This window comes from Marinitoga arctica, assembly GCF_054657315.1.
On the sequence record NZ_BAAHYY010000010.1, the window covers coordinates 17305 to 40823 of the forward strand.

Sequence of the window (23519 nt, forward strand, 5' to 3'; positions counted from 1 at the left end):
TTAAAAAATATTAATATCAACACCTTTTTCTTCTGTATATCCGAATGATTTTTCTGGAATATCAGTAATAAAAAATTTGATTTCAAACTGTTTTAAAGAAAACTCAGGTAAAAGTTTTAAATCACCTTTAAAATAAAAGGACCAACAAATTATTTGTTTATTTATTTCAAATTGTGTAAAATTCCATACATTGTTTTTCATATCATATATAAATGACACCTTTGCCCAATCATATTTTGGGGATGTTGTATATCCTATTCCTGTTTTTAAATATTCATTTTCTATATCATAATCCACATTTAAATTTAATGAACGTTTAGAACCATTAGATTTATATTTTAGATCATAATGTATATTTTTATACTCATTAAATAAGTTTAAATTGCCTTCATATTTCCCATTTTTTGAATCATAAAATATATATTTTGTTTTAATTTGAGGGATCATTTCTTTAAATGTTTCTTTTTTTAAAAAATAATCATAGCTTATCTCTATTTTATTTTTCCCAAATGTTATTTCATCTTTATTATTTATCATAGCAATTGGCAATTCTTCATTTTGATGGTTAAAATCAAATGTATAATTATGCTTTAAAATACTTGATTTTATGTATCCATTAAATTTTGTTTTTATAAATTTAAAGGCTTCTCTTTCTATATCTGTTCTTGTATTATTTTCTAAACTGATGTTTCCGTAAAACATATTATATTTTGTTGTCAAAAAATGATTTATAAATTGATCTTTGGGGTTTTTTTTCATAAAATCAAATGTTCTATTGTATCTTAAATCAAAATTATTTTTCATTTTTAGAATATTTAGATTAAAATCTGTTCCCATAAAATCTGTAAGAATATTTGTATGTGTAGCCGGATTGGATACCCACCTAGGTTCATTAACCAATACTCTATAATATTTATAATCTGATACTCCATATTGAAATATAGATAGTTTCGTTTTAAAATTCGCTTTTAATCCATATGCACAATAATTATATACTTGATTTGGAAAATTATTCCTAAAACTATATTTCAATTCTGGCATAATAGATGAATCCATTGAAAAAATATCTTTGTTAAATTTTAAAGGAGATATTTTATCAGAAATTTCATCCTTAATATATAGATTATAATTTTTTAGTTTATCTTCTTGAAATATAGATGAATATGTAATTTTGATTGTATTTTTTCTATTTTTATTATATATTAAAGAATCAAAAGATGTATTTATAGAAATATTTTTTTTGTCCCACGATTCAAATATTTTTGTTGCTGGTCCTGTAATATTTATTCGTGTAGAATTAAGCTTTATAAATGTTTTTTTATATTTTTTTTGTAAAGCAGATGTCGTTAGATTCATGAAATTTACTTTGTTAATTTTTCTATCCTTCCATGAAAAAGAAGAAGAGATTGATAATTGACCTAAACCGGTTTTTATGTCTTTAAGAGATAGGGAAAAGGTATCTGTATTTAATGAAAAATTATGGGATAACGAAGATGAAAATTTCAAATTTTTTAATTCATTAGATAGAATAAATTTTAGATCAGAAAATGTACTATCTTTAACGCTATTAGATATAGACAATGTACCTAATATAAATGGTATAGAATATAAATAACTCATTGTTTGAGAAAGTGTATTCTCTTTCACATTACGTAAGTATTCTTGAGAAAAAGATAATTTTGATTTATTAGGAAATGTGTGATTTATTTTTACAGATATTCTCACAGTATCTTCTTTGAACGCAAAGGCCGCAATAAATGGTGCTTCTTTTTCACCTGAAAGACTTTGAAAATAAAAAGGAAAATAAAAAACAGGTATTCCAAAAAATTCAAGAGTTACATCACGAGCTACTAAAAACTCTTCTGGATATATTGTTACGTGAGATGCCTTAAAATAATATGTAATGCATTCCTTACATGTTGTCATCTTCACTTTTTCAGAAAATATAATATCTTCATTCATTTTTTTTTCTGAGGTTTCAGACCATACTCTAACATTTACATTTTTTTTCTCTTTATTTTTAAACGATTCTATTGAATATGTGTTATTTAAAAAAACATCTTCACTTCCAAAATTTATTTCCATAGAAGATGCTTCTATTGTTCTTTTTTTATAATTATAAATTACATTTCCAAAAAGTTTAGCTTTCATCAATTTATTCTCTTCATTTAATATTCCATAACCGTAAGAAGCATTTATTATAGAATCTTTATAATTTATAGTTGTACTTCCTTCAAATGTAACCTTTGTTCCATCTATTGTTATATTAGGTGCATCTATATATACATTTTCTGAAATACCATTGGTATTAATAAAAACGAGAATAATTATCACACCCAATACTCTTTTTAATGGTTCAATTAATTTATATGCTGTTCGTGTGTCTAATAATAAAAACAATATAATACCTACCAATCCAAAAATTATATTTGGTATCCATGGAGCTAAATATGGATTTATTATCTTTTCTTTTCCTAAAGCACTTAACCAAGCTCCTGATCCTTGATATAAAACCACGAGAACAAAAGTCGATATTACACTCCACGACTTACTTCTAAGATTGATAAAAAGTGATAAGGCTACTCCAAGTAAAGCTATAACAATAGGAGCTACTGAATTCGAAAATTTTTCCTGATACCCTACTATTAATGCAGAAGCATCTCCACCGAGTTTTTGTGTTATTTCTATTTTATGTTTTAACTCTTTTGTAGTCATATCATTAGGGCTTTTTGAAAATCTTAAATATTCTTCAACATTTTTGGATATATCTAATTCTAATTTTTTAAATGTTATATCTAGTTTTAATAAACCATTGTCAGTTAATCTAAATATACGACCATTTTCCATATACCATTTATCTTTATCTTTAAAAGCTTTTTCTGCATGAAATACTGTTGTTTTAGAGTAGTCAACATCATATAATAAAATTCCATATAATATACCTGAATCCTTATCTATTCTTCTTACATAAAGATATTTTTTATTTTTTTCTACTTCAACAAATTTATTCATTTCTATATTTGCTTCAACATTTTTATATACATATTTAGAGATTGCTTCTTTAGCTTTCATATTAGATTTAGGAACAATCGTATCATATAAAAAAAAGGTGGTGATAGATAGAATCATAGACAAAACTAAGAAAGGGATAACAATTCTTTTTGATGGAATACCGAGTGATTGCAATGCAATAATCTCATTGTCATTAGATAAACGAGATAGCACCCAAAATATAGAAAAAAGTATTCCAACAGGAATACCCATAACTACAAAATAAGGTATATGAAACGCTATTAATAAAAATAATTTATCAATTCCTACTTTATTTCTTACTATTATATCTGAAAGCTGATATAATAATTCAACACTTACAAAAACTATAAATCCAACCAACCCCATAAAAAAAGGAGCTGTAAATTCTTTAGATATATATTTTATTAATTTTTGCATATGCTATTCCTCCAACGAGTAAAAAATATCAAACCCTTCTTTCATACATTTATATCTATCTCCTGTAAGGATAAATATTGAATATTCTGCTATATTTGTAGTAAAATCAGAAAGTTTCTCTAAATTAGATAATATTTCAATATTTGACATAATTGATTTAAAATTATCCTTATTTACTCTACTTATTAAATTTCTTTTAAAAGCATGATATAAACTATCTACTTCTGTATCGGTTTTACATATCCATTCCGCTAAATTAATTGCTTCTTTTATATAATATGGCTCATCAATCTCAATGATATTTGAAAATAATTTCAATGCCTCTCCTAACATATTTTGTGAAATTTCAAATAAATCTTCAAATTGATATGGATTTATTGAATTTGGGTAAGATAGTAATTCAATATTATTCTTTGCCATCAATTCACACATATCAGCCATATTTTCAAGTATTCCTATAATCTTATTACCCAAAAATATAATCTTAAAAAATTTGCCATATAAATTGTTTATTGCTAATATTTCCATAGATTTAAATTCTAATCTTGCTTCAACAAAATCAACTCGCATATCCTGACTTATTATCTCTTGGGATAATTTTACATTTTTTTCAAAAAAGGCATCTTTAAATTTTAAAAACATACCTTGGACGAGACGCCCCATTTTTAATATTTCATTATGATAAGAAATTACTTCTTTTTGTGTTTTTTCAGACAATAAATCTCTCATAAAATTCTCCTTCCAAAGCCTAATTTCCCAGTCAACACTTTAAAAAAAGAATAATCATTCCTTTGAGCTAATGTAACCTTTTTTTCTGACGAGGATACAACAACAGCCATACCCGCTTCTATTCTATGAACAATATCTCCATCAACAGTAACATAAGCATTTCCTGCATCTATATGGATTATATTAATTTCAATATAATTGTTTGGAGATATAATTAACGGCCTAATATTTAACGAATGAGATGCCAATGGATTAATTGTTATTAAATTTAATTCAGGATCTACTATTGGGCCACCCATAGATAATGCATATCCTGTAGAACCAGTTGGTGTAGAAAGTATTACACCGTCACCTGAAAAATTTAAAACAGTCTCTCCTTTTATTAATATTTCAAGATCAACTGTTCCTATTGGTTGACTTTTTTGAACTGTTATATCATTTAATGATATTAATTTTTTACCTCCTACATAACATTCCAATAAAAATCTATCTGAGTAATGCAAATTATTTGATGCAATATCCTTTGCCGCCTGTTCTATTTCAGTACTATCATATGCTGTTAAAAATCCTAAAGTACCCAGATTTATACCAATAATTGGAACAGAATTTTCTGCAGATAATTCAGCTACTCTTAAAACAGTACCATCACCACCTAAAACAATAAAAATATCTGCTTCTGTGTATAGAGAATTATCTGCTAGAGCAGATCCTGCAGGCATTATTTTTAATATTTCTATATCATTATTTCTAAATATTTCTAAAAAATTTTCTTCTATTTCATGTTTTTTGGCTTTAATAGGATTAAAAAATAATATAGCTTTCATTTTATCACCTCAATACTCTTGCGAGGTCAAATAATGATGTAACTAGAAAATTATCTAACAATATTAGTAATAAAATTGCCACAAAAGGTGTAAAATCAAAAATTCCAAAGGTAAAATTAAAATATCTTCTTATAGGCTTTTCAATTATGTCAGAAACAGAATCAAAAAATTGCCTAATTGGATGATGATAATTAAAAGAAATAAAACTAAAAATCGAAGATATTATTAAAGATATCTCAAAGAAATTTATCACAATTCTTAAAACTACTGCTAAAGCATAAAATAGATTTCCAAGTATAAACATTTTTATCACTCTCCTTTGTTATAATTTCTTTTCCCAAAAATATTCGAACCTATTCTTAACATTGTTGAACCACACTCAATCGCTAAATAAAAATCATTACTCATACCCATCGAAAGTTCTTTTAATCCATATTCATCTCTTATTCTTTTCAATTGTAGAAATACCTGTTTTATTAAATTTTCATTATCTGTATAAGGTGCCATTGTCATTAATCCTATTACTTTAACATTTTCATATTTTTTTGCTATTTCTAATAGTCCTTTTAAATCTTTTTCAGTTATTCCACCCTTAGTTTCTTCGCCAGAAATGTTCATTTCTATAAGAATATTTTGAATTTTATTATATTTTTTAGCAATTCTATCAATTTCAGCAATTTCCTTTTCTCTATACACAGAATGGATTAATTTTGCTATTGGTACTATATATTTTATCTTATTAGTTTGAATTCTTCCTATAAAATGCCAATTAATATCCAAATCTTTTAATTCTCCAGCTTTTTTTCTTAATTCCTGTGCTTTATTTTCAGCAAAATCCCTAATTCCAAATTCATATGCTTTTTTTATGTATTCAACAGGGAATGTTTTTGAAACAGCAATTAATAGAATTTTATTATAGTCTCTATTATATTTTTCTGCATAAAAATGTATTTTTTCTGTAATCTCTTTTAGATTTTTTATTATAAAATCCATATTAATTCCCCCATAATGAATATAATTTTCTATTATCATCTTTTGAATATCCTAAATGTTTTAAGGCTTTTTCTGTAACTACTCTCCCTCTATGTGTCCTAACTAAAAATCCTTTTTGGAGTAAATATGGTTCATATACCTCACTAATACTATCTGCTTCTATCCCAAGAGATGCGGCCAATGCTTTTAATCCAACTGGCCCTCCTTTATAAAATTCTATAATTGTTCTTAAAATTCTTCTATCCATTTCATCAAGACCCTCTGTGTCTATTTCAAGCAAAGTCATTGTTTTTTCTGCAGATTTTATGTCTATAATACCTTCATTATTTATTTGAGCAAAATCCCTTACTCTTTTTAACAATCTATTAGCTATTCTTGGAGTGCCTCTAGATCTTTCTGCAATTAACAATGCTGCATCTTCTTCTATCTTTACATTTAGTAGTTTAGAACTCCTTATAATTATTTCTTTTAATTCTTCTGGAGGATAAAAATTCATTTCCATTATTATACCAAATCTACTTCTCAATGGTGCTGCAATTAAACCTGTTCTTGTTGTAGCACCTATTAAAGTAAAATGATTCAAATCAATTCTAATAGATCTAGCTCCTGGCCCTTTCCCTATTACAATATCTAATTGAAAATCTTCCATAGCAGAATATAATATTTCTTCTACAGATCTATTTATCCTATGAATTTCATCAATAAACAACACATCACCATTTTGCAAATTAGTTAAAATTGCAGCTAAATCTCCTGCTCTTTCTAATACTGGACCACTTGTTATTTGAATATTCGCCCCCATCTCATTTGCTATAACATTTGCTAAAGTAGTTTTACCTAAACCAGGAGGTCCCGCTAATAATATATGATCTAGTGGCTCTTTTCTTTTTTTAGCTGCATCTATTGTTATTTTTAGTTTCTCCTTTACTTTTTCTTGACCTATATATTCATCCAATTGTTGGGGTCTTAAATTAATTATAGTACTTTCTTCTATTTTTTCTGATGGATCTAAAAGTCTTTCGTCCATATTATACCTCCAATCTACTTTTATTATTATAACATATAAAGTTATATTAATGATTATTTATCTGATATAATTATATTAAAATAATTTTGAACTATTAAACAAATAATGATATAATTTAATAATTAAAATAATTTTTCTTAGAAAGGAGTACTGACATGGAAACTGTTGGGACTAAATTACTAAAAGGAGATCCTAAAATCGCAATAAGAAAATTATCTTTACCTATGATTTTAGCTATGTTAGTACAAACACTATATAATTTAGTAGACGGAATTTGGGTTGCAGGATTAGGTTCTAATGCGTTAGCTGCAATAGGATTATTTTTCCCGATATTTATGGTTATTATAGCATTATCTGCAGGGTTAGGAGTTGGTGCTAGCTCGGAAATTTCAAGAAAGATTGGTGAAAAAAATAAAGAAGGCGCTGATTCTGCGGCTATAATTTCAATATTTTTGGCGATTGGCTTAGGTATCTTATCGGCTATAGTTCTTTTAATAGTAATAAAACCATTGTTGCAATCTATTGGTTCTAGCGGAAACACATTAAATTTAGCATTAGATTATGCGTATATTCTAATTATATTCTCACCATTATTAATGTTTAATAATGTTTCTAACGGAATATTAAGAGGTGAAGGTGATGCTAAAAAATCTATGTATGCTATAACTGCGGGTTCGTTATTAAATATAGTTTTAGACCCAATTTTTATATATACATTTAAATTTGGAATAAAAGGAGCTGCTTATGCAACAGTTATTTCATTTAGCATATCATCTCTTTTAATAATATATTGGATATTTATTAAAAGAAATACATATTTAAAAATTACCTTTAAAGATTTCAAATATAACTCAAAAATTACAAAAAACATATTAAAAGTTGGAATTCCCGCTTCTTTATCTCAACTTTCAATGTCTGTAGCAATTTTTGTTTTAAATAGTTTTGCAGTAAAAGCCGGTGGTGATTTAGGTGTTGCTGTATTTACTAGTTCATGGAGAATAATAAATTTTGGAACAGTTCCTTTAATAGGAATAGCTACAGCAGTAACAACAGTAACTGGAGCTGCATATGGACAAAGGGATGTAAATAAATTATCCGAGGCACATTTATATGCAATTAAATTTGGATTAGTAATAAGCTTTTTTGTTTTATTTATAATATTTATTTTTTCTCCTCAAATAGCTAAAATATTTACTTATTCAAAAGATGGAAGTATTATATATAACGATTTAGTAATCGCTTTAAAAATTATGAGTTTATTTTTACCAGGAGTTCCTTTCGGAATGTTTACATCTTCTATGTTTCAAGGAATAGGACATGGCCTTAAAAGTTTGACAGTGACAATAATGAGAACAATAGTTATGCAGTTACTATTTTCATGGTTATACATTTTTGTTTTTAATTTTGGTATTACCGGGGTATGGTGGGGAATAGTTACTGGAAATGCTACATCATCCATAATAACTTTTACATGGGGAAGATTTACTATACGAAAATTAAAAGAAACAGAGTTAACATCAATATAGCTTAAATAAATTGAATCCTAATAAATATACCTCTTCTTGATTTTCAAGAAGAGGTATATTTTAGCTAAATTTTTTATAATCAATTGTTATTACGGATAAACTCTATATAAAGTTCTAGCAAATGGAATTGCTTCTCTAATATGTTTTAATCCACATATCCATGCAACTGTTCTTTCTATACCTAATCCAAACCCACTATGTGGAACAGAGCCAAATTTTCTTAAATCAAGATACCATTTATACTCTTCTACTGGTAAATTATTTTCTTTTAATCTTTCAATCAAAACTTCTTCTTGCCAAATTCTTTCAGAAGCTCCAATAATTTCCCCATAACCCTCTGGAGCTATCATATCATCACATAAAACAACATCTGGATTTTCTGGATCAGGTTGCATATAAAACGCTTTAACTTCTCTTGGATATTTTTCTATTATTACTGGTCTATCAAATTCTTCAGAAACAAGTGTTTCATCATCTGCACCTAAATCTTCACCCCATTTAATATCCGAACCTTTTTTATTTAACAACTTTATAGCTTCTGTATATGTAATTCTTGGGAATGGTGTTTGAATTTTTTCTAATTTAGATATATCCCTATCCAGTGCAATTAAATTTTCTGATGCGTTTTCTAAAACTTTTTTTACAATATAAGATACTAAATCTTCTTGCAATTTCATATTATCTTCATGTTTATAATACGCAACTTCTGCCTCATTCATCCAAAATTCTATTAAATGCCTTCTTGTTTTTGATTTTTCTGCTCTAAAGGTAGGACCTAAATTATATACTTTTCCTAAAGCCATTGCTGCTGCTTCTAAATATAATTGACCTGTTTGAGCTAGATAAACTTTTCCATAATCAAAATACTCTATATCAAATGTATTACCGGCACTCTCTCCAATTGACCCTGTAAATATTGGAGTATCAACTAATACAAATCCATTATTATTATAAAATTCTCTTATAGCTTTAATAATTTCATGTCTAACTTTTAATATATGGAATTGCCTTCTTGATCTAAGCCATAAATGTCTATGTTCCATTAAAAAGTCTATTCCATGTTCTTTTTTTGAAATTGGATAATCTTCTACTGGATTATGTACTATTTCAACATCATCTATATGTAATTCAAATCCAACAGGAGACCTTTGATCCTCTACAACAACTCCTCTAACAATTAAAGAACTTTCCATTTTCAATTTTTTTACTTGAGAATATTTTTCTTCTCCTAAAGTAGACTTTTCTACAACTCCTTGAACAAAACCAGTTCCATCTCTTAATTGCAAAAATGCTATCTTACCACTTGCCCTTTTATTCCACAACCATCCTCTAAACTCCACCTTTTGTCCTATATATTTTTTCATATCTTTAATATATACCCATTCCATGCTTCTCCCTCCCAAATTTCAATTTTTATATATTATATCATATAATATGTTATAATTAAATTAAATAATATTTGAAAGGGGGCTATAACAAATGAACAAAATTAAAGATAAATTTTTTGGTACATTATTTGGATTAATTGTCGGAAATGCTTTAGGTGCTCCCTATAAAAACATTAATTTTAATAAAATAACAGACTTTGCAAAAGGTGGTATTTATAACTTAAATGTAGGTGAATGGACTGATTCTGCTTCTATGGCTTTATGCCTTGCTGAAAGCCTAATAAAAGATGGTTTTGATTTAGAAAGTCAGATAAAACATTATTTAAAATGGATAGATACTGGAATATTTTCATCAAAAAACAAAGCATTCGGTATAGACAATCAGACTATGGAAGCACTAGTTTATTATGAAACAAATAATAAATTTCCTGAAATTACACAAAAAGACTCAAACAAACCCCTAGCCAGATTAGCTCCAGTGCCTATGTTCTTTAAGAACTCATTTAAAGATGCTATTTATTATTCTGGTCAAAGTTCATATACTACTCATAACAATATATATTCAATTCATTCATGCAAACTATTAGGTGGAATAATTCAACAAGCAATAGTTGGTGAAAATAAAAAATTTTTAATAGATGAGGTTCATAAACATATGAATCTCGTTTATGAAGTTAAATTAAAAGTAGTTGATTTCAAATATAAATCAAAGGATGAAATTAAAATTTCTTCATCTGCTTTAGATTCATTAGAAATTGCACTATGGTCTTTTTATAACACTGATGATTTTAAAAGCGCAGTATTAACTGCTATAAATTTTGGTGGTGATACCGATACAATTGGTGCCATTATTGGTCAGTTAGCTGGAGCATATTATGGTTTTAGTAATATTCCAAAATTATGGACCTTAAAAATTGCAAAAAAAGATCTAATAATGGAAATAATAGAAAAACTTTATAATGTGTCAAAATAGAAGTCTATTCAAGACTTCTATTTTTTTAACCCTTTGAGAAAAAATTTATTTTTTTGTAATGTGAAATAACGAAAATTTTTTATATAATATTATCATCTTACTGAAAGGAGTGAGCTTATGAAAATTGGTTTAATGCATTTTAGAGTTGGAGAAACTGACGGAGTGTCCCTTGAAATGAAAAAATGGAAGGTTGCTTTGGAAAAACAAGGACATACTGTAACTTTTATTGCAGGAACCCTAGGAAAAGAAAAAGGTATAAAAATTCCACTATTATCATATGAAGAGCCAAGAAATCTAACAATTAAAAAAAGAGCTTTTCAATCTTTGGAAGATTGGTCAGAAAGCAAACTAAAAAAAGAAATAGAACTTTTATCTAACGATATATATATTGAATTAGAAAAAAACATGACTGATTTTGATATAGTAGTTGTTAATAATATTTTTTCTCTAGCTCATAATTTATCCGCAGCAATTGCATTAAATAAATATTTTAAAGAAAGAAATATAAAAGTAATTGGACACCATCATGATTTTTATTGGGAAAGAGATTTTTATTTAAATCCAACCACTAATTATATTAAAGAAATTTTAGAAAATGTCATGCCTCCAAGATATATAAAACATATTGTAATAAATTCTATAGCTCAAAAAAGTTTAAAGAATTACAAAGGCGTTGATAGTATAATAGTACCTAATGTATTTAATTTCGAAGATCATTTATGGGAAATCGATAATTATAATTCTAAAATACTAGATATAACAGGAATAACTAAAAATGATATTGTATTTTTACAAGCAACAAGAGTTGTAAGAAGAAAAGCAATAGAATTAGCCATCGACACTCTATCAGAGTTACAAAAACATATAAAAAATTATATAGGAAAAAAAATTTATACAGGGAAAAAAATAACAGAAAATACTAATATAATATTATTATTACCTGGGCTTGATGAAGAACCTGATTATAAAAATCTACTAATAAATCATGCAAAAGAAAAGAACGTAAAAACTATTTTTTGCAATGAATTATTAGAAGAAATTAGAGACGAAGAAAAAGGTACTTTTTCACTATGGGATTTTTATGCTATTAGCGATTTCATAACTTATCCAAGTGTTTTAGAAGGATTTGGTAATCAATTATTAGAGGGATTATTTGCTAAAAAACCTATCTTAATATATGAATACCCTGTATACGAAAAAGATATAAAGTTAAACGGCTTTAATTTGGTAAGCTTAGGAAATAACGCAAAATACATTAATGGAAAATACGAAATCACAAAAGACATTATAAAAAAAGCTACACAAGAGATTTTAGATATTCTCTTTAACAAGGAAAAGGCTATTAAAATTATTGAAAACAATTTTGAATTAGGAAAAAAATTCTATTCATACGAAACTTTAAATTTAATATTATCTAAAATTTTTAAAAATTAAAAATTTAGAATTTTTATTATAATCATATGTAGTTTTTATTTATTACGAATAATTAAACATAACTTAGAATATTGAAATTGATAAAAAATTTTTTTTGGTGTATAATTAAAAAGAAAATTTTCTTTTTAATTATATTTTAAAAAAAATAATTCTTTAAAGGGGGTATTTATATGAAAAAGTTTTTAGTAGTTATGTTAATGTTGGTATTAGTATCAGCAGTTTTTGCAAAAATTACATTTTGGACCACAGAAGTTGAATCAAACAGAATGCAAAGAATTAGGGCATTAGCTACAATTTTTAAAGCTCAAACAGGGATTGATGTAGAAGTAGTGCCAGTAGAAGAAAATGATTTGTTAAAACAAATTCCTATCGCAAAAAATGCTGGTACATTACCTGATTTAATCGAAGGCGGAATCGAACCAATGCTATTATTAGGTTCAGAAAATTTCTTAGATGAAGATTTAGCTACAAAAATAATTATGGATTTCGGAGATATTTATAATGGTGCAGCTAAAATGTTAAGCAATGGTGAGGGTAAATATTATGGAATTCCTTTCCATGCTTGGGTTCAAGGTATCTGGTATAGAAAAGATATGTTTGCATCACAAGATTTAGGGGATCCTGTAACTTGGTATAATATTGCATTAGCTGCAAAGGTATTAAACAATCCTACAAAGGGTGTATATGGAATAATTTTACCTAAAAAAGCTGATGCATATGCAGAACAAGTATTTACAGAAGTTGCATTAGCAAATGGTGCAAGACCTATTGATGAAATGGGGAATATTACTTTTAATACTCCAGAAATGATTGAAGCATTTAGATTTTATAAAGAATTAGGAAAATATTCAAAACCTGGTTTTACAACAGTTTTAGATGCATTAAAAGGCTATTTAAATGGAGAAGCCGCAATGATTTTCTACTCCACATATATAATGGATGATATTGCTGTTGAAGAAGTTCAAAAAGGTAGAATAAATAAATTTAATCCTGAATTAGTTAAAAACACTGGTTTTGCTAATAAAATGATTAATACAAGACCAACATCTTATGGACAGGTTGTTGCATTGGGTGTAACAAAAAATGCTAATAAAGATGAAACAGAAAAATTTATAAAATTCTTAATGACAGATAAAAATTATGTATACTGGGTACATATGGCACCTGGTGGAATGAACCCAACAAGAAAATCTGTAGCCGAAAGCGATGCATTCTTAGATAATCCTGTATTGGAAAGATATGGAAAAGCAAAAATTGCTGAAATTGTAGCTGCTTTAGATTCTGTTGAAAGATTTGAATTTATTAACGGAAAAGTTATTACTGATATGAGTAAATTAAGTGCTAATTTCGTTATCGGTAAAGCAATTAATTATATGTTTGCTAATGACTGGACACCTCAACAAACTGCAATGTGGGCTCAAAAAGAAGCTGAAAAAGTTTTAGGAAAATAATTTCTTTTTCATAAGGGGGATATTATCCCCCTTTTTTTAAAAAGGAGGTTTAAGAATGGCGGTAATGTCTTTAAAAGAAAAAGATGCTCGATTTGGATGGAAATTAGTACTTCCAACAGTAATACTTATTGCTTTATTAATATTATACCCTGTCTTTTATAACATATATCTAAGTTTTTTTGAGGTATCAATATCAGATGCCCCAAACAAATTTATAGGTCTTGAAAATTATAAAGAAATATTAACAGATTCCTCCTTCTGGAGATCTTTTGGCATAACTATATTATTTACCCTAACTACCGTTATAGGAAGTATTCTTTTAGGATTAGGTGTAGCTTTGTTAATGAATAGGCAATTTCCAGGAAGGGGTATTATAAGAGCTTTAATATTATTACCATATGTCACACCATTAATAGCTATAGTATTTGCATGGAAATATATCTTTTTACCTATAGATGGCCCTTTAATGCAATTTTTAGCTATGTTTGGAATGGACCCTGGTAATGATTTTGTAAATAATCCGAATAATGCTTTTTGGGTTGTTTCTATTTTCAATATATGGAGAAATTTTCCTTTTGTATATTTAATGATATTATCAAGATTGCAATCAATTAATTCAGATTATTATGAAGCAGCTGAAATTGATGGAGCTAGCGATTGGCAAAAATTTGTTCATATAACTTTGCCAGAATTATATTTTGTCATTGCTTCTGTTGCATTATTAAGAGGTATATGGAATTTTTATAAATTCGATGAGGTATATCTTATGTCAAAATTTGCAAATACATTGCCTGTATATATTTATGAGAAAGCATTTAGTGGTATACCCGAACAAGGAGTAGCTGCTGCTATTGCTACAATATTATTTTTAATAATGATTTCTTTAATAGGTCTATATGTAAAGAAGGTGTTAAAATGGTAAAGAAAAAGAGTTTTCTAAGAATATTTGTTTTTTGGTTTTTAATAGCTCTTTTAGTAGTTTTTATCACATATCCTTTCGCATGGATGGTTTCTGTATCCTTTAGATATGACACAGATGCTTTTGAACCTGGTTTAATCCCTAAGAGACCAACTTTTGATACATATGCAATTCTTTTGGGATTTAAAAAATCTGTTCGTGAAGAATTAAGCAATGAGCAACAACAATTATTAGAAATTATAAAAACTCTTCCAAAAGAACAACAAGAAGCTGTATTATCTCAAATAGAATCTCAAAGAAAAAAGGAATCATTCCCATTTTTAAGATTTTTTAGAAACAGTTTATTACTAGCTGGATTAAGTGCTTTAGTTAGCTTAATTTTATCAATATTTGGTGCATATGCATTTAGTAGAATAGAGTTTAAAGGAAGAGGTACAATACAAAGAGGTGTATTAATTGTTTATCTATTTGGTGGTACAATATTAGCAGTTCCGCTATATCAAATTTTTGTTAAAATAGGTTTGACATCTTCTGGAATGTCTTCTGCAATAGCATTATTTATAATATATATAGTGCAAACAATACCTGTTTCACTATATATGTTAGGTAATTATTTTAGAACTATTCCTAGATCTATTGAAGAGGCAGCTATTATAGACGGGACCACAAGAATGGGTGTTATTACAAAAATAATAATTCCTTTATCTTTACCTGCTATAATTACAGTATATATATATGCATTCATGATTGCATGGAATGAATTTTTATTTGCGTCTATATTTGTAAGACCATTCCCCGAATTTTATACATTACCATTAGGATTAAATGAAATATTTAATTCTGAACATGCTATATGGGCAAAAATGATGGCAGCCTCTGTAGTTACTGCTGTTCCTGTAGTTATTATGTTTATGCTGATGGAAAAATATTTAACAGGCGGATTAACTGCTGGAGGTGTAAAAGAATAAGAGGTGATTTTTATGATTATAAATAAAATAAAAGGAATTTATAACTCTTTGACTAAAAGAGAAAAAAAGGTAGCAGATTATATAATTGAAAGAGCTCCAGATGTAATTCATTATAGTATAACGGAGTTAGCTAATTGGGCAGAAGTAAGCGAAACCACGGTTTACCGTGTAATAAAAAAATTAGGATTTACCGGTTATCAAAATTTTAAAATTGCATTAGCAAAAGAATTGTCTGAACCATCCCTTGAAACAAATGACGAAGAAGATATTTTTTCTAATTTTCATAATAAAATTTGTAATAGTTTAAATATTATATACAAAAATTTAAATAAGAAACTTTTAAATAATGTTGCTGATAAGATTCTACAATCTAAAAAATTAATATTTTTTGCCGTTGGAAGATCTTTTCCTGTAGCTCTTGATAGTTCATTAAAATTTGCAGCATTAGGGTTACCTGCTTCAGCTTATTCTGATCCACATATGCAGGTTATTGTGGGAGCAAACTTAAGTAAAGAAGATATGGTTATATCAATAAGTCATTCTGGATATATTAGGGATGTTTTTAAATCAACACAAATAGCTAAAGATACTGGTGCATATACAGTAGCAATAACTTCCGGTGTGGAATCGCCATTGAGTATGGTAGTTCATGATGTTATTTATACTACACCAAGTGATCCATCTGAAAATGAATTTACTCATGACAGAATAGGTGAAATGTATATTATAGAATTATTATATAATCTTGTTGTTTCTAAAAAATTTAATGAAGAACACTTTAATAAATTAAAAAATGTTATAGAGCCAAAGAAATTTTAGAATAGAGGTGTTTTTATGTATCAAAATATATACGAAAAATTGAAATTCTTATATCCAGAAAAAACCGATGAATTATATAAAAAACTAATGTCTTTAATTGATAATTATAAAATTTCAGATAAAGACATTAACTTAACGGAAAAAGATATTATTCTAATTACTTACGGTGATTCAATAAAAAAAGATGGTGAAAAACCTTTATATACTTTACATAAGTTTTTAAACAAACATGTAAAGGGGATTATTAATACTGTGCATATACTTCCTTTTTTTCCTTATTCATCAGATGATGGATTCTCCGTAATTGATTATAAAAAAGTTAATCCAAAATTAGGAACTTGGGGAGATATTGAAAACTTATCAAAAGATTATAATTTAATGTTCGATGCTGTTATTAATCACATTTCTAAAAAAAGTAAGTGGTTTCAAGAGTATTTAAAAGGAAATCCAAAATACAAAGATTATTTTATTGAACAAGAACCTGTTGAAGAATTAAAACATGTGACGAGGCCAAGAGCTTTACCTTTATTACATATATATGAAACTGTTGATGGTAAAAAACATATATGGACTACATTTAGTGAAGATCAAATTGATTTAAATTATAAATCTGAAAATTTATTTTTAGAAATTGTTGAAATACTATTATTTTATGCAAAAAAAGGGGCTAAATTAATTAGATTAGATGCAATTGGATATCTCTGGAAAGAATTAGGAACAACATGTATTCATTTAGAACAAACTCATAAGATGATACAATTATTTAGAGATATATTAGATTTAACTGCAAAAGATGTAATACTTATTACAGAAACCAATGTGCCCCATAAAGAAAATATATCCTATTTTGGTAATGGATATAATGAAGCTCAAATGGTATATAATTTTTCTTTACCTCCATTAGTTTTGCACTCATTTTTATCAAAAAATGCTTATTATATATCTCATTGGGCTGATACTTTGGAAACCCCTAGCGATAAAACTACATTTTTCAATTTTTTGGCATCACATGATGGAATAGGCTTAATGCCTGCAAAGGGAATTTTAAAAGATGAAGAGATTGATTATCTTGTTGAACATACTTTGAAAAACAATGGCCTTGTTTCATATAAAAATAATCCTGATGGATCCAAATCTCCATATGAATTAAATATTAATTATTTTGACGCGTTATTTGAAGAGAATGAAGATATGGAATTAAATATTAAAAAATTTGTTTCTGCATACGCAATAGCTGCAGCAATTAAAGGTGTTCCAGGAATATATATTCATAGTTTATTAGGTTCCAGAAATTATTATGAAGGTGTAAAGAAGACTGGAATAAATAGAACCATTAATAGGGAAAAACTAGACTATGAAACTCTTGAAAAAGAAATAAATGATCCCAATTCTTTAAGATATAAGATATTCAACGCTATTAAAAATATGTTAAAAATAAGAATTTCAAATAAAGTATTTAATCCAAAGTCCGATCAAAAAGTTTTATTCTTAGATAATAGAGTATTTTCTTTTATTAGAGAATATGAAGATGAAAAAATATTAATTTTAACAAATGTATCAAATAAAGATATAACTATTGTATTAAAAAATATGTTATCTGAAAAACCAGTTGATCTTTTATCAAATAAAAAAATTGAAGTTATAAATAACAAATTAATAATTAAATTAATGCCCTATGAAACGTTATGGATTAAATAATAATCTCATCTATTAATATTATTTTATTAGCAATAGATACCCCCTAAAAGGGGGTATTTTGTTTGTAAAGCAAATTATGATAAAATATGATTAAATATATAATTGAAAGGAGTTTATTCATGTATGGCGATAGCATATTAAGAAAATTTCTAACCTTTTTTATATCTCCTTATGTTATAAAAAAATATAATATAAAAGTTTTAGGAAACATACCTAAACCGCCATTTTTATTTATTACAAATCATACACACATACATGATGGTTTATTTGTTCAATCCGTTATTCCTTACCCCATTAGCTTTGTTGTTGCATCTGGCACATATAATAACAAAACATATCATTTTCTTTTTAAACATTTTAAATTTATACCTAAACAAAAAGGTATTCCTGATATAAAAACAGCTAGAAATATTCTAACTGTTTTAAAAAATAACGGAATTGTTGGTCTCTTCCCAGAAGGTTCGACTACATGGTCTGGTGCATTTCAAACAGTTCCACCTGGAACAGATAAGCTATTAAATAAAATAAATGTACCTATATTAGCTGCAAAAATTAAAGGTGGATATTTATCAAAACCACGTTGGGCAAAACATTCAAGAAAAGGGAATATCTATATTGAATTAAAAGAATTTAATGATGCTTCAGCATTAGATTATATTAAGCATAATGAATGGGATTGGCAAAACAATATTAAAGAAAAATATATAGGTAAAAATAAAGCTGATGGTTTAGAAAGAATTATATGGTTTTGTGATAAATGTAATTCTTTTAATAGTATAAAAAGTTATGGAGACATAGCAAAATGTGAAAAATGCAATTTTGAATATGTTATAGATGATTTTGGATATGTAAATAATAATAGAATCGATACTATAATATATAATCAAAAAGAAAAACTTATAGAATATTTAAAAAATAATAAATACATCGTATTGGATATTGGTACTATAGAAGAAAGAAAATTATTTAATCCGAAATTATTGAATAAAGAAAAAGGTCCTATTGAAATTTTTGAAAATATAATTAAAATTAATAATAATAATTTTGAATTTGACAAAATAAAAAATGGTGTATGTTTTGTATCAAATATTTTTGAATTTATATATAATGAAAATGTTTACAGAATATCTTCAGAAAATTATAGTTATTTAATATATAACATATATAAAATAAGGAGTGGGAAAAATGTACATATCGATGGTTGATGATTTTTTTTGGATTTCTATCTTTTTTGCTATTGCAATTTTATTAAAAAGAGTTATTCCTGCATTACAAAAATTTGTTATTCCTAATTCCATTTTAGCGGGATTTATAGGTTTTATTATGGGACCAAATTTGTTGCACATAGTAGATTTAGATATTGATGGACTAGGGAGAATTATTTATCATTTAATGGCTATAGGATTTATAGCATTAGCTTTAAGGAAAGTAGAAAGTAAAACAAAGTATGGCAAAGCCGGTTTTATTATCGTATCAACTTATTTATTTCAAGGTATTTTAGGAGTATCTTTAGCAAGTTTATTTTTCCTATTTGATAAAAAAACTCCTATACCTATAGGTTTTATTATTCCATTAGGATTTGGTCAGGGACCTGGTCAGGCATATTCAATAGGTTCTCAATGGCAACAATTAGGGCTTACTAATGGTGGTTCAATTGGTTTAGCAATAGCAGCTGCTGGATTTGGATGGGCTACTATTGGAGGATTAATAATATTAAATATATTATTAGCTAAATGGAAAAAAGAAAAGAAAAATATTATTCATAAAAAAGAAGTGTTAGTAAAAGATTATGAATTTTCAGATATGGATGGACTGACAATACAATTTGTATTTATTGGTATAATATATGCAGTAACATATTATGGAATTAAACTGCTTACAGAATTTCTAAACCAATATGGAAATATAGGTCATACTTTTGGTACTGTACTCTGGGGATTTCACTTTGTATTTGGAGCTATATTTGCTATAATTTTTAGAAGCGTATATATAAAATTAAGAGAGAAGAATATTGCTAAAGAAAACTATTTAAACAATTTTCTTCTTCAAAGAATTGCAGGTGTAGTATTTGATTTTATGGTTGCAGCTTCAATAAGTGCTGTATCATTAGAAAGAATAAAAGGTTATTTCTGGCAAATATTTATATTAACTTTTATAGCTGGAGTATTAACATATTTTTATGTAATGTTTTTAACTAAAAAAGTGATAACAAATCATGAAGTAGAAAATAGAATAGCTTTTTTTGGAATGTTAACAGGTACTATTTCAACTGCAATGGCTTTATTAAGAGAAGTAGATCCAACTCTTGAAACAGGAGTTGCAGAAAATTTAATCTTTGGAAGCGGATTATCTTTAATGATAGGATTTCCATTGATTGCAATTCTAAATTTACCAGCATTATATTTAACAACAGGAAATATTATATATAATTATTATGGATTAGGTTTAATGATAGTATATAATTTGTTATTATTCTTAATTTTCTTTAGAAAACCAAAAAATGCTTGACATTATACATTTATTATGATAGAATAATGTAAAAATTATTATGAGGTGTTAACATGATTGCGAGAAATTCATCCAAATTTTTAAAACAAATAATAAATTTAAATAACTATTATTGGTATGGAAAGGGCATCCACGATGATGACCTCCATACCTTTTTTGTTATATATAATTAGGTGTGAGGTTAATAAAGGTGGATGCCAAATTGGCATCCACCTTTTTTTATTAAAAATTCTATAACATAAAAATTTTGGAGGTGTTATTATGAAAAAGTTAGCATTATTATTAGTTTTATTAATTACTTTAACGGGATTTTCTTTAACTATTGGTATTACACAAATTGTTGATCATCCTGCTTTAAACCAGATAAAAGAAGCTATTATCAAAACCATCAAGGAAAAACATCCTGAAATCATTATTGATTTCCAAAACGCTCAAGGTTCTTATCAAAATGCTGTATCTATAGCTCAAGAATTTAAAAATTCTGCTGATATTATTGTAGCTATAACAACTCCAAGTGCACAAGCAGCAGCTAATATTATTAAAAATAAACCTTTAATTTTTTCTGCTGTAACTGATCCCGTTAGTGCCGGATTAATTAAACATTTTGGAAAAAATAATGGCAATATAGTGGGTTTAAGTGATCTTCTTCCTGTAAATGTTCATTTATCTCTATTAAAAAAGATTTTTCCTAATGCTAAAAATATTGGAATTATTTTCAATCCTGGAGAACAAAATTCAAAAACTTTACTAGAACTTTCTAAACAATTTGCTAAAGATTTGAATTTAAATATTGTAGAAATACCAGGAACTACTTCATCAGAAATGATAACTTCATTAAACACAAAAATTAATGATATTGATATTGTATATATTTTTACTGATAATCTCCTTGCATCAACTATAGAAAGTGTTTCAAAAATACTTAATGATAATTTCATTCCATCTATTTCTGGAGATATTGAATTAGCTAAACAGGCAAAAAGCATTATTGGTTTTGGTTTTGATTATTATTCATTAGGATTAGAAACTGGCAAAATGGTAAATAAAATAATAGAAGGCAAAAATACTTCTGATTTAGAATCTAAAACTATGGATATGAGTGCATTAAATTTATTAATTAATTTAAAATCAGCTAAAAAATTTAATATAGATATCCCCGATTCTCTAATAAATGCTGCTGATATTATTGTGAGGTGAATACTTATGATTGAGATATTTGAACAAGGTTTAATATTATCTATATTATCTCTTGGAGTGTTCACCACTTTTAAAATAATTGACACACCTGACTTAACCACAGATGGTTCATATGTTCTTGGAGGAGCTATTACTGTATTGGCTTTACATAATAACATAAATTGGATAATAGCTTTATTAATTGGTGCATTCTTTGCAGGACTTTCAGGTTCATTAACAGGATTAATTCATACTAAAACAAAAATCAATCCATTACTTGCAAGCATTTTAGTTATGATTATGCTTTATTCAATAAATATCCGATTAATGAATGGTCCTAATTTATCTTTGCCAAAAAATTCATCAGAAAGTACTATAAACCTTTCAGGAACGAAATTAGATTTTTTATTAGATAATAAAAGCGATGTGATATTAGGGAAAAATACATCGTTTTCATTTTTAAATCCTTTTGATAATCATACCCTTTTAAAATTATTCATCATAACAATTCTAGTATTTTTTATATATTATTTATTTTTAAAAACAGAATTAGGTACATTATTAAGAGCTTTTGGTTCAAATAAACACGGTGTTTTGACAATAGGAGTAAATCCTGATATTATAAGTATTTTAGGTTTATCTATAGGAAATTTTTTAGTTGGTATAAGTGGTGGATTGTTTTCTATTTATGCTGGATTTGCTGATGTTAATATGGGACAAGGAATGCTGGTAACAGGTTTAGCAGCAGTTATTTTAGGGGAAATAATTTTTAAAAATGATTTTCTATTAAAAATACCAGCTCCACTTTTTGGTGGAATTTTATATCAATTAATTATAAGTATGGTTATAAAATATGGATATAATATAGGTTTTAAAGCAAGTGACCTTAAATTAGCCACCGCTTTATTTATAATAACTGTTATTGCTTTAAGAAATTCGGAGGTGAAAAAATGGTTGAACTCAAAAATATCACTGTCATTTACAACAAAGGAACAGCCAATGAAAAAATTGGTTTAAATAATTTTAATTTAAAAATAAATGATGGTGATTTTATTACAATAATAGGTTCTAACGGTGCTGGAAAATCTACATTATTTAAAGTTATAATGGGTTTAATAAAGCCTTCAAAAGGAAAATATATTATAAATAATAAAAATATGAATAATTCTACTCCATTTCAACTTTCAAAAATGATTAGTATTGTATATCAAAATCCTGATATTGGCGTATTTCCAGACTTAACAATAAAAGAAAATCTTATCTTGGGTTCTAAAAAAGGAATGAGATTTTTAAAATTTGGGAAATTACCCTCATTAGAACTATTAAAATCTCTAGATATGGGTTTAGAAAAAAGGCTGGATGTAAAAGTAAAAGAATTATCAGGTGGGCAAAAGCAAGCACTTGCTTTAATATTGGCAACAATCTCTAAACCAAAATTATTATTATTAGACGAACATACTGCTGCTTTAGATCCAGTAGCAACAGAAAAAATAATGGATTTAACATTAAAAATAAATAAAGATTTCAATATAACTACATTAATGATATCTCATAATACTTTAGTTGTTTCTAAGTATTCAGAAAAAATAATAAAAATTGAAGATGGGAATATAGTAAATGCCGCCTAACATGATAT

20 protein-coding genes are annotated in these 23519 nt (G+C 26.7%); 13 read left to right on the forward strand and 7 right to left on the reverse strand.

Features of this window, described 5'->3' with window-relative positions; genetic code table 11:
- From ACYQ44_RS04160 to ruvB, 6 genes are read right to left on the reverse strand one after another with little or no spacing between them, the layout of a single operon-like run.
- Window positions 1-3450 (reverse strand): LptF/LptG family permease, encoded by a 3450-nt coding sequence (locus ACYQ44_RS04160; RefSeq protein WP_459995441.1) that lies wholly within the window; start codon window positions 3448-3450, stop codon window positions 1-3.
- Between the two features lie 3 nt (window positions 3451-3453).
- Window positions 3454-4179: a phosphate signaling complex PhoU family protein gene (locus ACYQ44_RS04165; protein ID WP_459995442.1), complete on the reverse strand. Its 726-nt coding sequence runs from the start codon at window positions 4177-4179 to the stop codon at window positions 3454-3456.
- Window positions 4176-5003 (reverse strand): NAD(+)/NADH kinase, encoded by an 828-nt coding sequence (locus tag ACYQ44_RS04170; protein ID WP_459995443.1) that lies wholly within the window; start codon window positions 5001-5003, stop codon window positions 4176-4178. Before ACYQ44_RS04170 ends, ACYQ44_RS04165 begins: the two co-directional genes overlap by 4 nt.
- A gap of 4 nt (window positions 5004-5007) precedes the next feature.
- On the reverse strand, window positions 5008-5307 hold the full coding sequence (locus ACYQ44_RS04175; protein ID WP_459995444.1) for a YggT family protein: 300 nt from the start codon (window positions 5305-5307) through the stop codon (window positions 5008-5010).
- A gap of 5 nt (window positions 5308-5312) precedes the next feature.
- A complete protein-coding gene (locus ACYQ44_RS04180; RefSeq protein ID WP_459995446.1) occupies window positions 5313-5996 on the reverse strand; it encodes a YggS family pyridoxal phosphate-dependent enzyme in 684 nt (227 codons plus the stop codon).
- Between the two features lies 1 nt (window position 5997).
- A complete protein-coding gene (ruvB, locus tag ACYQ44_RS04185) occupies window positions 5998-7023 on the reverse strand; it encodes a Holliday junction branch migration DNA helicase RuvB (protein ID WP_459995447.1) in 1026 nt (341 codons plus the stop codon).
- A 155-nt stretch (window positions 7024-7178) separates the two neighbouring features.
- On the opposite strand from ruvB, the gene ACYQ44_RS04190 reads away from it, so the two are divergent.
- Window positions 7179-8549 (forward strand): MATE family efflux transporter, encoded by a 1371-nt coding sequence (locus ACYQ44_RS04190; RefSeq protein ID WP_459995449.1) that lies wholly within the window; start codon window positions 7179-7181, stop codon window positions 8547-8549.
- Window positions 8550-8638: 89 nt separating this feature from the next.
- Here the strand turns inward: ACYQ44_RS04190 and asnS are convergent, their stop codons facing one another.
- The gene (gene asnS / locus ACYQ44_RS04195; RefSeq protein ID WP_459995450.1) at window positions 8639-9937 is read right to left on the reverse strand and encodes an asparagine--tRNA ligase; all 1299 of its coding nucleotides are present in this window, start codon (window positions 9935-9937) and stop codon (window positions 8639-8641) included.
- Window positions 9938-10028: 91 nt separating this feature from the next.
- On the opposite strand from asnS, the gene ACYQ44_RS04200 reads away from it, so the two are divergent.
- The 12 genes from ACYQ44_RS04200 (at window position 10029) to ACYQ44_RS04255 (ending at window position 23511) form a co-directional block, all read left to right on the forward strand.
- A complete protein-coding gene (locus ACYQ44_RS04200) occupies window positions 10029-10910 on the forward strand; it encodes an ADP-ribosylglycohydrolase family protein (protein WP_459995451.1) in 882 nt (293 codons plus the stop codon).
- A 117-nt stretch (window positions 10911-11027) separates the two neighbouring features.
- The gene (locus tag ACYQ44_RS04205) at window positions 11028-12344 is read left to right on the forward strand and encodes a glycosyltransferase (protein WP_459995453.1); all 1317 of its coding nucleotides are present in this window, start codon (window positions 11028-11030) and stop codon (window positions 12342-12344) included.
- A 170-nt stretch (window positions 12345-12514) separates the two neighbouring features.
- On the forward strand, window positions 12515-13795 hold the full coding sequence (locus ACYQ44_RS04210) for an ABC transporter substrate-binding protein (RefSeq protein ID WP_459995454.1): 1281 nt from the start codon (window positions 12515-12517) through the stop codon (window positions 13793-13795).
- A gap of 55 nt (window positions 13796-13850) precedes the next feature.
- A complete protein-coding gene (locus tag ACYQ44_RS04215; protein WP_459995455.1) occupies window positions 13851-14717 on the forward strand; it encodes a carbohydrate ABC transporter permease in 867 nt (288 codons plus the stop codon).
- Window positions 14711-15682 carry a carbohydrate ABC transporter permease gene (locus ACYQ44_RS04220; protein WP_459995457.1) on the forward strand — a complete coding sequence of 324 codons (972 nt, stop codon included), beginning with the start codon at window positions 14711-14713 and terminating at the stop codon, window positions 15680-15682. The genes ACYQ44_RS04215 and ACYQ44_RS04220 overlap by 7 nt, the downstream gene beginning before the upstream one ends.
- A 12-nt stretch (window positions 15683-15694) precedes the next feature.
- Window positions 15695-16501: a MurR/RpiR family transcriptional regulator gene (locus ACYQ44_RS04225; RefSeq protein ID WP_459995459.1), complete on the forward strand. Its 807-nt coding sequence runs from the start codon at window positions 15695-15697 to the stop codon at window positions 16499-16501.
- A 15-nt stretch (window positions 16502-16516) separates the two neighbouring features.
- Entirely contained in the window at window positions 16517-18199 is a 1683-nt protein-coding gene (locus tag ACYQ44_RS04230) for an alpha-amylase family glycosyl hydrolase (protein WP_459995460.1), read from the forward strand.
- Between the two features lie 86 nt (window positions 18200-18285).
- Complete coding sequence (locus ACYQ44_RS04235; RefSeq protein ID WP_459995461.1) at window positions 18286-19404, forward strand: lysophospholipid acyltransferase family protein; 1119 nt, start codon at window positions 18286-18288, stop codon at window positions 19402-19404.
- Window positions 19385-20707: a sodium/glutamate symporter family protein gene (locus tag ACYQ44_RS04240; protein WP_459995463.1), complete on the forward strand. Its 1323-nt coding sequence runs from the start codon at window positions 19385-19387 to the stop codon at window positions 20705-20707. The genes ACYQ44_RS04235 and ACYQ44_RS04240 overlap by 20 nt, the downstream gene beginning before the upstream one ends.
- A gap of 261 nt (window positions 20708-20968) precedes the next feature.
- Window positions 20969-21904, forward strand: coding sequence for an ABC transporter substrate-binding protein (locus tag ACYQ44_RS04245; RefSeq protein WP_459995464.1), 936 nt, complete (start codon window positions 20969-20971; stop codon window positions 21902-21904).
- A 6-nt stretch (window positions 21905-21910) separates the two neighbouring features.
- Window positions 21911-22900: an ABC transporter permease gene (locus ACYQ44_RS04250; RefSeq protein WP_459995465.1), complete on the forward strand. Its 990-nt coding sequence runs from the start codon at window positions 21911-21913 to the stop codon at window positions 22898-22900.
- Complete coding sequence (locus tag ACYQ44_RS04255) at window positions 22834-23511, forward strand: ABC transporter ATP-binding protein (RefSeq protein ID WP_459995467.1); 678 nt, start codon at window positions 22834-22836, stop codon at window positions 23509-23511. Before ACYQ44_RS04250 ends, ACYQ44_RS04255 begins: the two co-directional genes overlap by 67 nt.
- Window positions 23512-23519 lie beyond the last annotated feature (8 nt).

Bases quoted from the DNA above. Each gene is read 5' to 3' on its own strand.
- ACYQ44_RS04160 (WP_459995441.1), bottom strand. From the start codon at position 3,450: ATGCAAAAATTAATAAAATATATATCTAAAGAATTTACAGCTCCTTTT.
- ACYQ44_RS04165 (WP_459995442.1), bottom strand. From the start codon at position 4,179: ATGAGAGATTTATTGTCTGAAAAAACACAAAAAGAAGTAATTTCTTAT.
- ACYQ44_RS04170 (WP_459995443.1), bottom strand. From the start codon at position 5,003: ATGAAAGCTATATTATTTTTTAATCCTATTAAAGCCAAAAAACATGAA.
- ACYQ44_RS04175 (WP_459995444.1), bottom strand. From the start codon at position 5,307: ATGTTTATACTTGGAAATCTATTTTATGCTTTAGCAGTAGTTTTAAGA.
- ACYQ44_RS04180 (WP_459995446.1), bottom strand. From the start codon at position 5,996: ATGGATTTTATAATAAAAAATCTAAAAGAGATTACAGAAAAAATACAT.
- ruvB (WP_459995447.1), bottom strand. From the start codon at position 7,023: ATGGACGAAAGACTTTTAGATCCATCAGAAAAAATAGAAGAAAGTACT.
- ACYQ44_RS04190 (WP_459995449.1), top strand. From the start codon at position 7,179: ATGGAAACTGTTGGGACTAAATTACTAAAAGGAGATCCTAAAATCGCA.
- asnS (WP_459995450.1), bottom strand. From the start codon at position 9,937: ATGGAATGGGTATATATTAAAGATATGAAAAAATATATAGGACAAAAG.
- ACYQ44_RS04200 (WP_459995451.1), top strand. From the start codon at position 10,029: ATGAACAAAATTAAAGATAAATTTTTTGGTACATTATTTGGATTAATT.
- ACYQ44_RS04205 (WP_459995453.1), top strand. From the start codon at position 11,028: ATGAAAATTGGTTTAATGCATTTTAGAGTTGGAGAAACTGACGGAGTG.
- ACYQ44_RS04210 (WP_459995454.1), top strand. From the start codon at position 12,515: ATGAAAAAGTTTTTAGTAGTTATGTTAATGTTGGTATTAGTATCAGCA.
- ACYQ44_RS04215 (WP_459995455.1), top strand. From the start codon at position 13,851: ATGGCGGTAATGTCTTTAAAAGAAAAAGATGCTCGATTTGGATGGAAA.
- ACYQ44_RS04220 (WP_459995457.1), top strand. From the start codon at position 14,711: ATGGTAAAGAAAAAGAGTTTTCTAAGAATATTTGTTTTTTGGTTTTTA.
- ACYQ44_RS04225 (WP_459995459.1), top strand. From the start codon at position 15,695: ATGATTATAAATAAAATAAAAGGAATTTATAACTCTTTGACTAAAAGA.
- ACYQ44_RS04230 (WP_459995460.1), top strand. From the start codon at position 16,517: ATGTATCAAAATATATACGAAAAATTGAAATTCTTATATCCAGAAAAA.
- ACYQ44_RS04235 (WP_459995461.1), top strand. From the start codon at position 18,286: ATGATTAAATATATAATTGAAAGGAGTTTATTCATGTATGGCGATAGC.
- ACYQ44_RS04240 (WP_459995463.1), top strand. From the start codon at position 19,385: ATGTACATATCGATGGTTGATGATTTTTTTTGGATTTCTATCTTTTTT.
- ACYQ44_RS04245 (WP_459995464.1), top strand. From the start codon at position 20,969: ATGAAAAAGTTAGCATTATTATTAGTTTTATTAATTACTTTAACGGGA.
- ACYQ44_RS04250 (WP_459995465.1), top strand. From the start codon at position 21,911: ATGATTGAGATATTTGAACAAGGTTTAATATTATCTATATTATCTCTT.
- ACYQ44_RS04255 (WP_459995467.1), top strand. From the start codon at position 22,834: ATGGTTGAACTCAAAAATATCACTGTCATTTACAACAAAGGAACAGCC.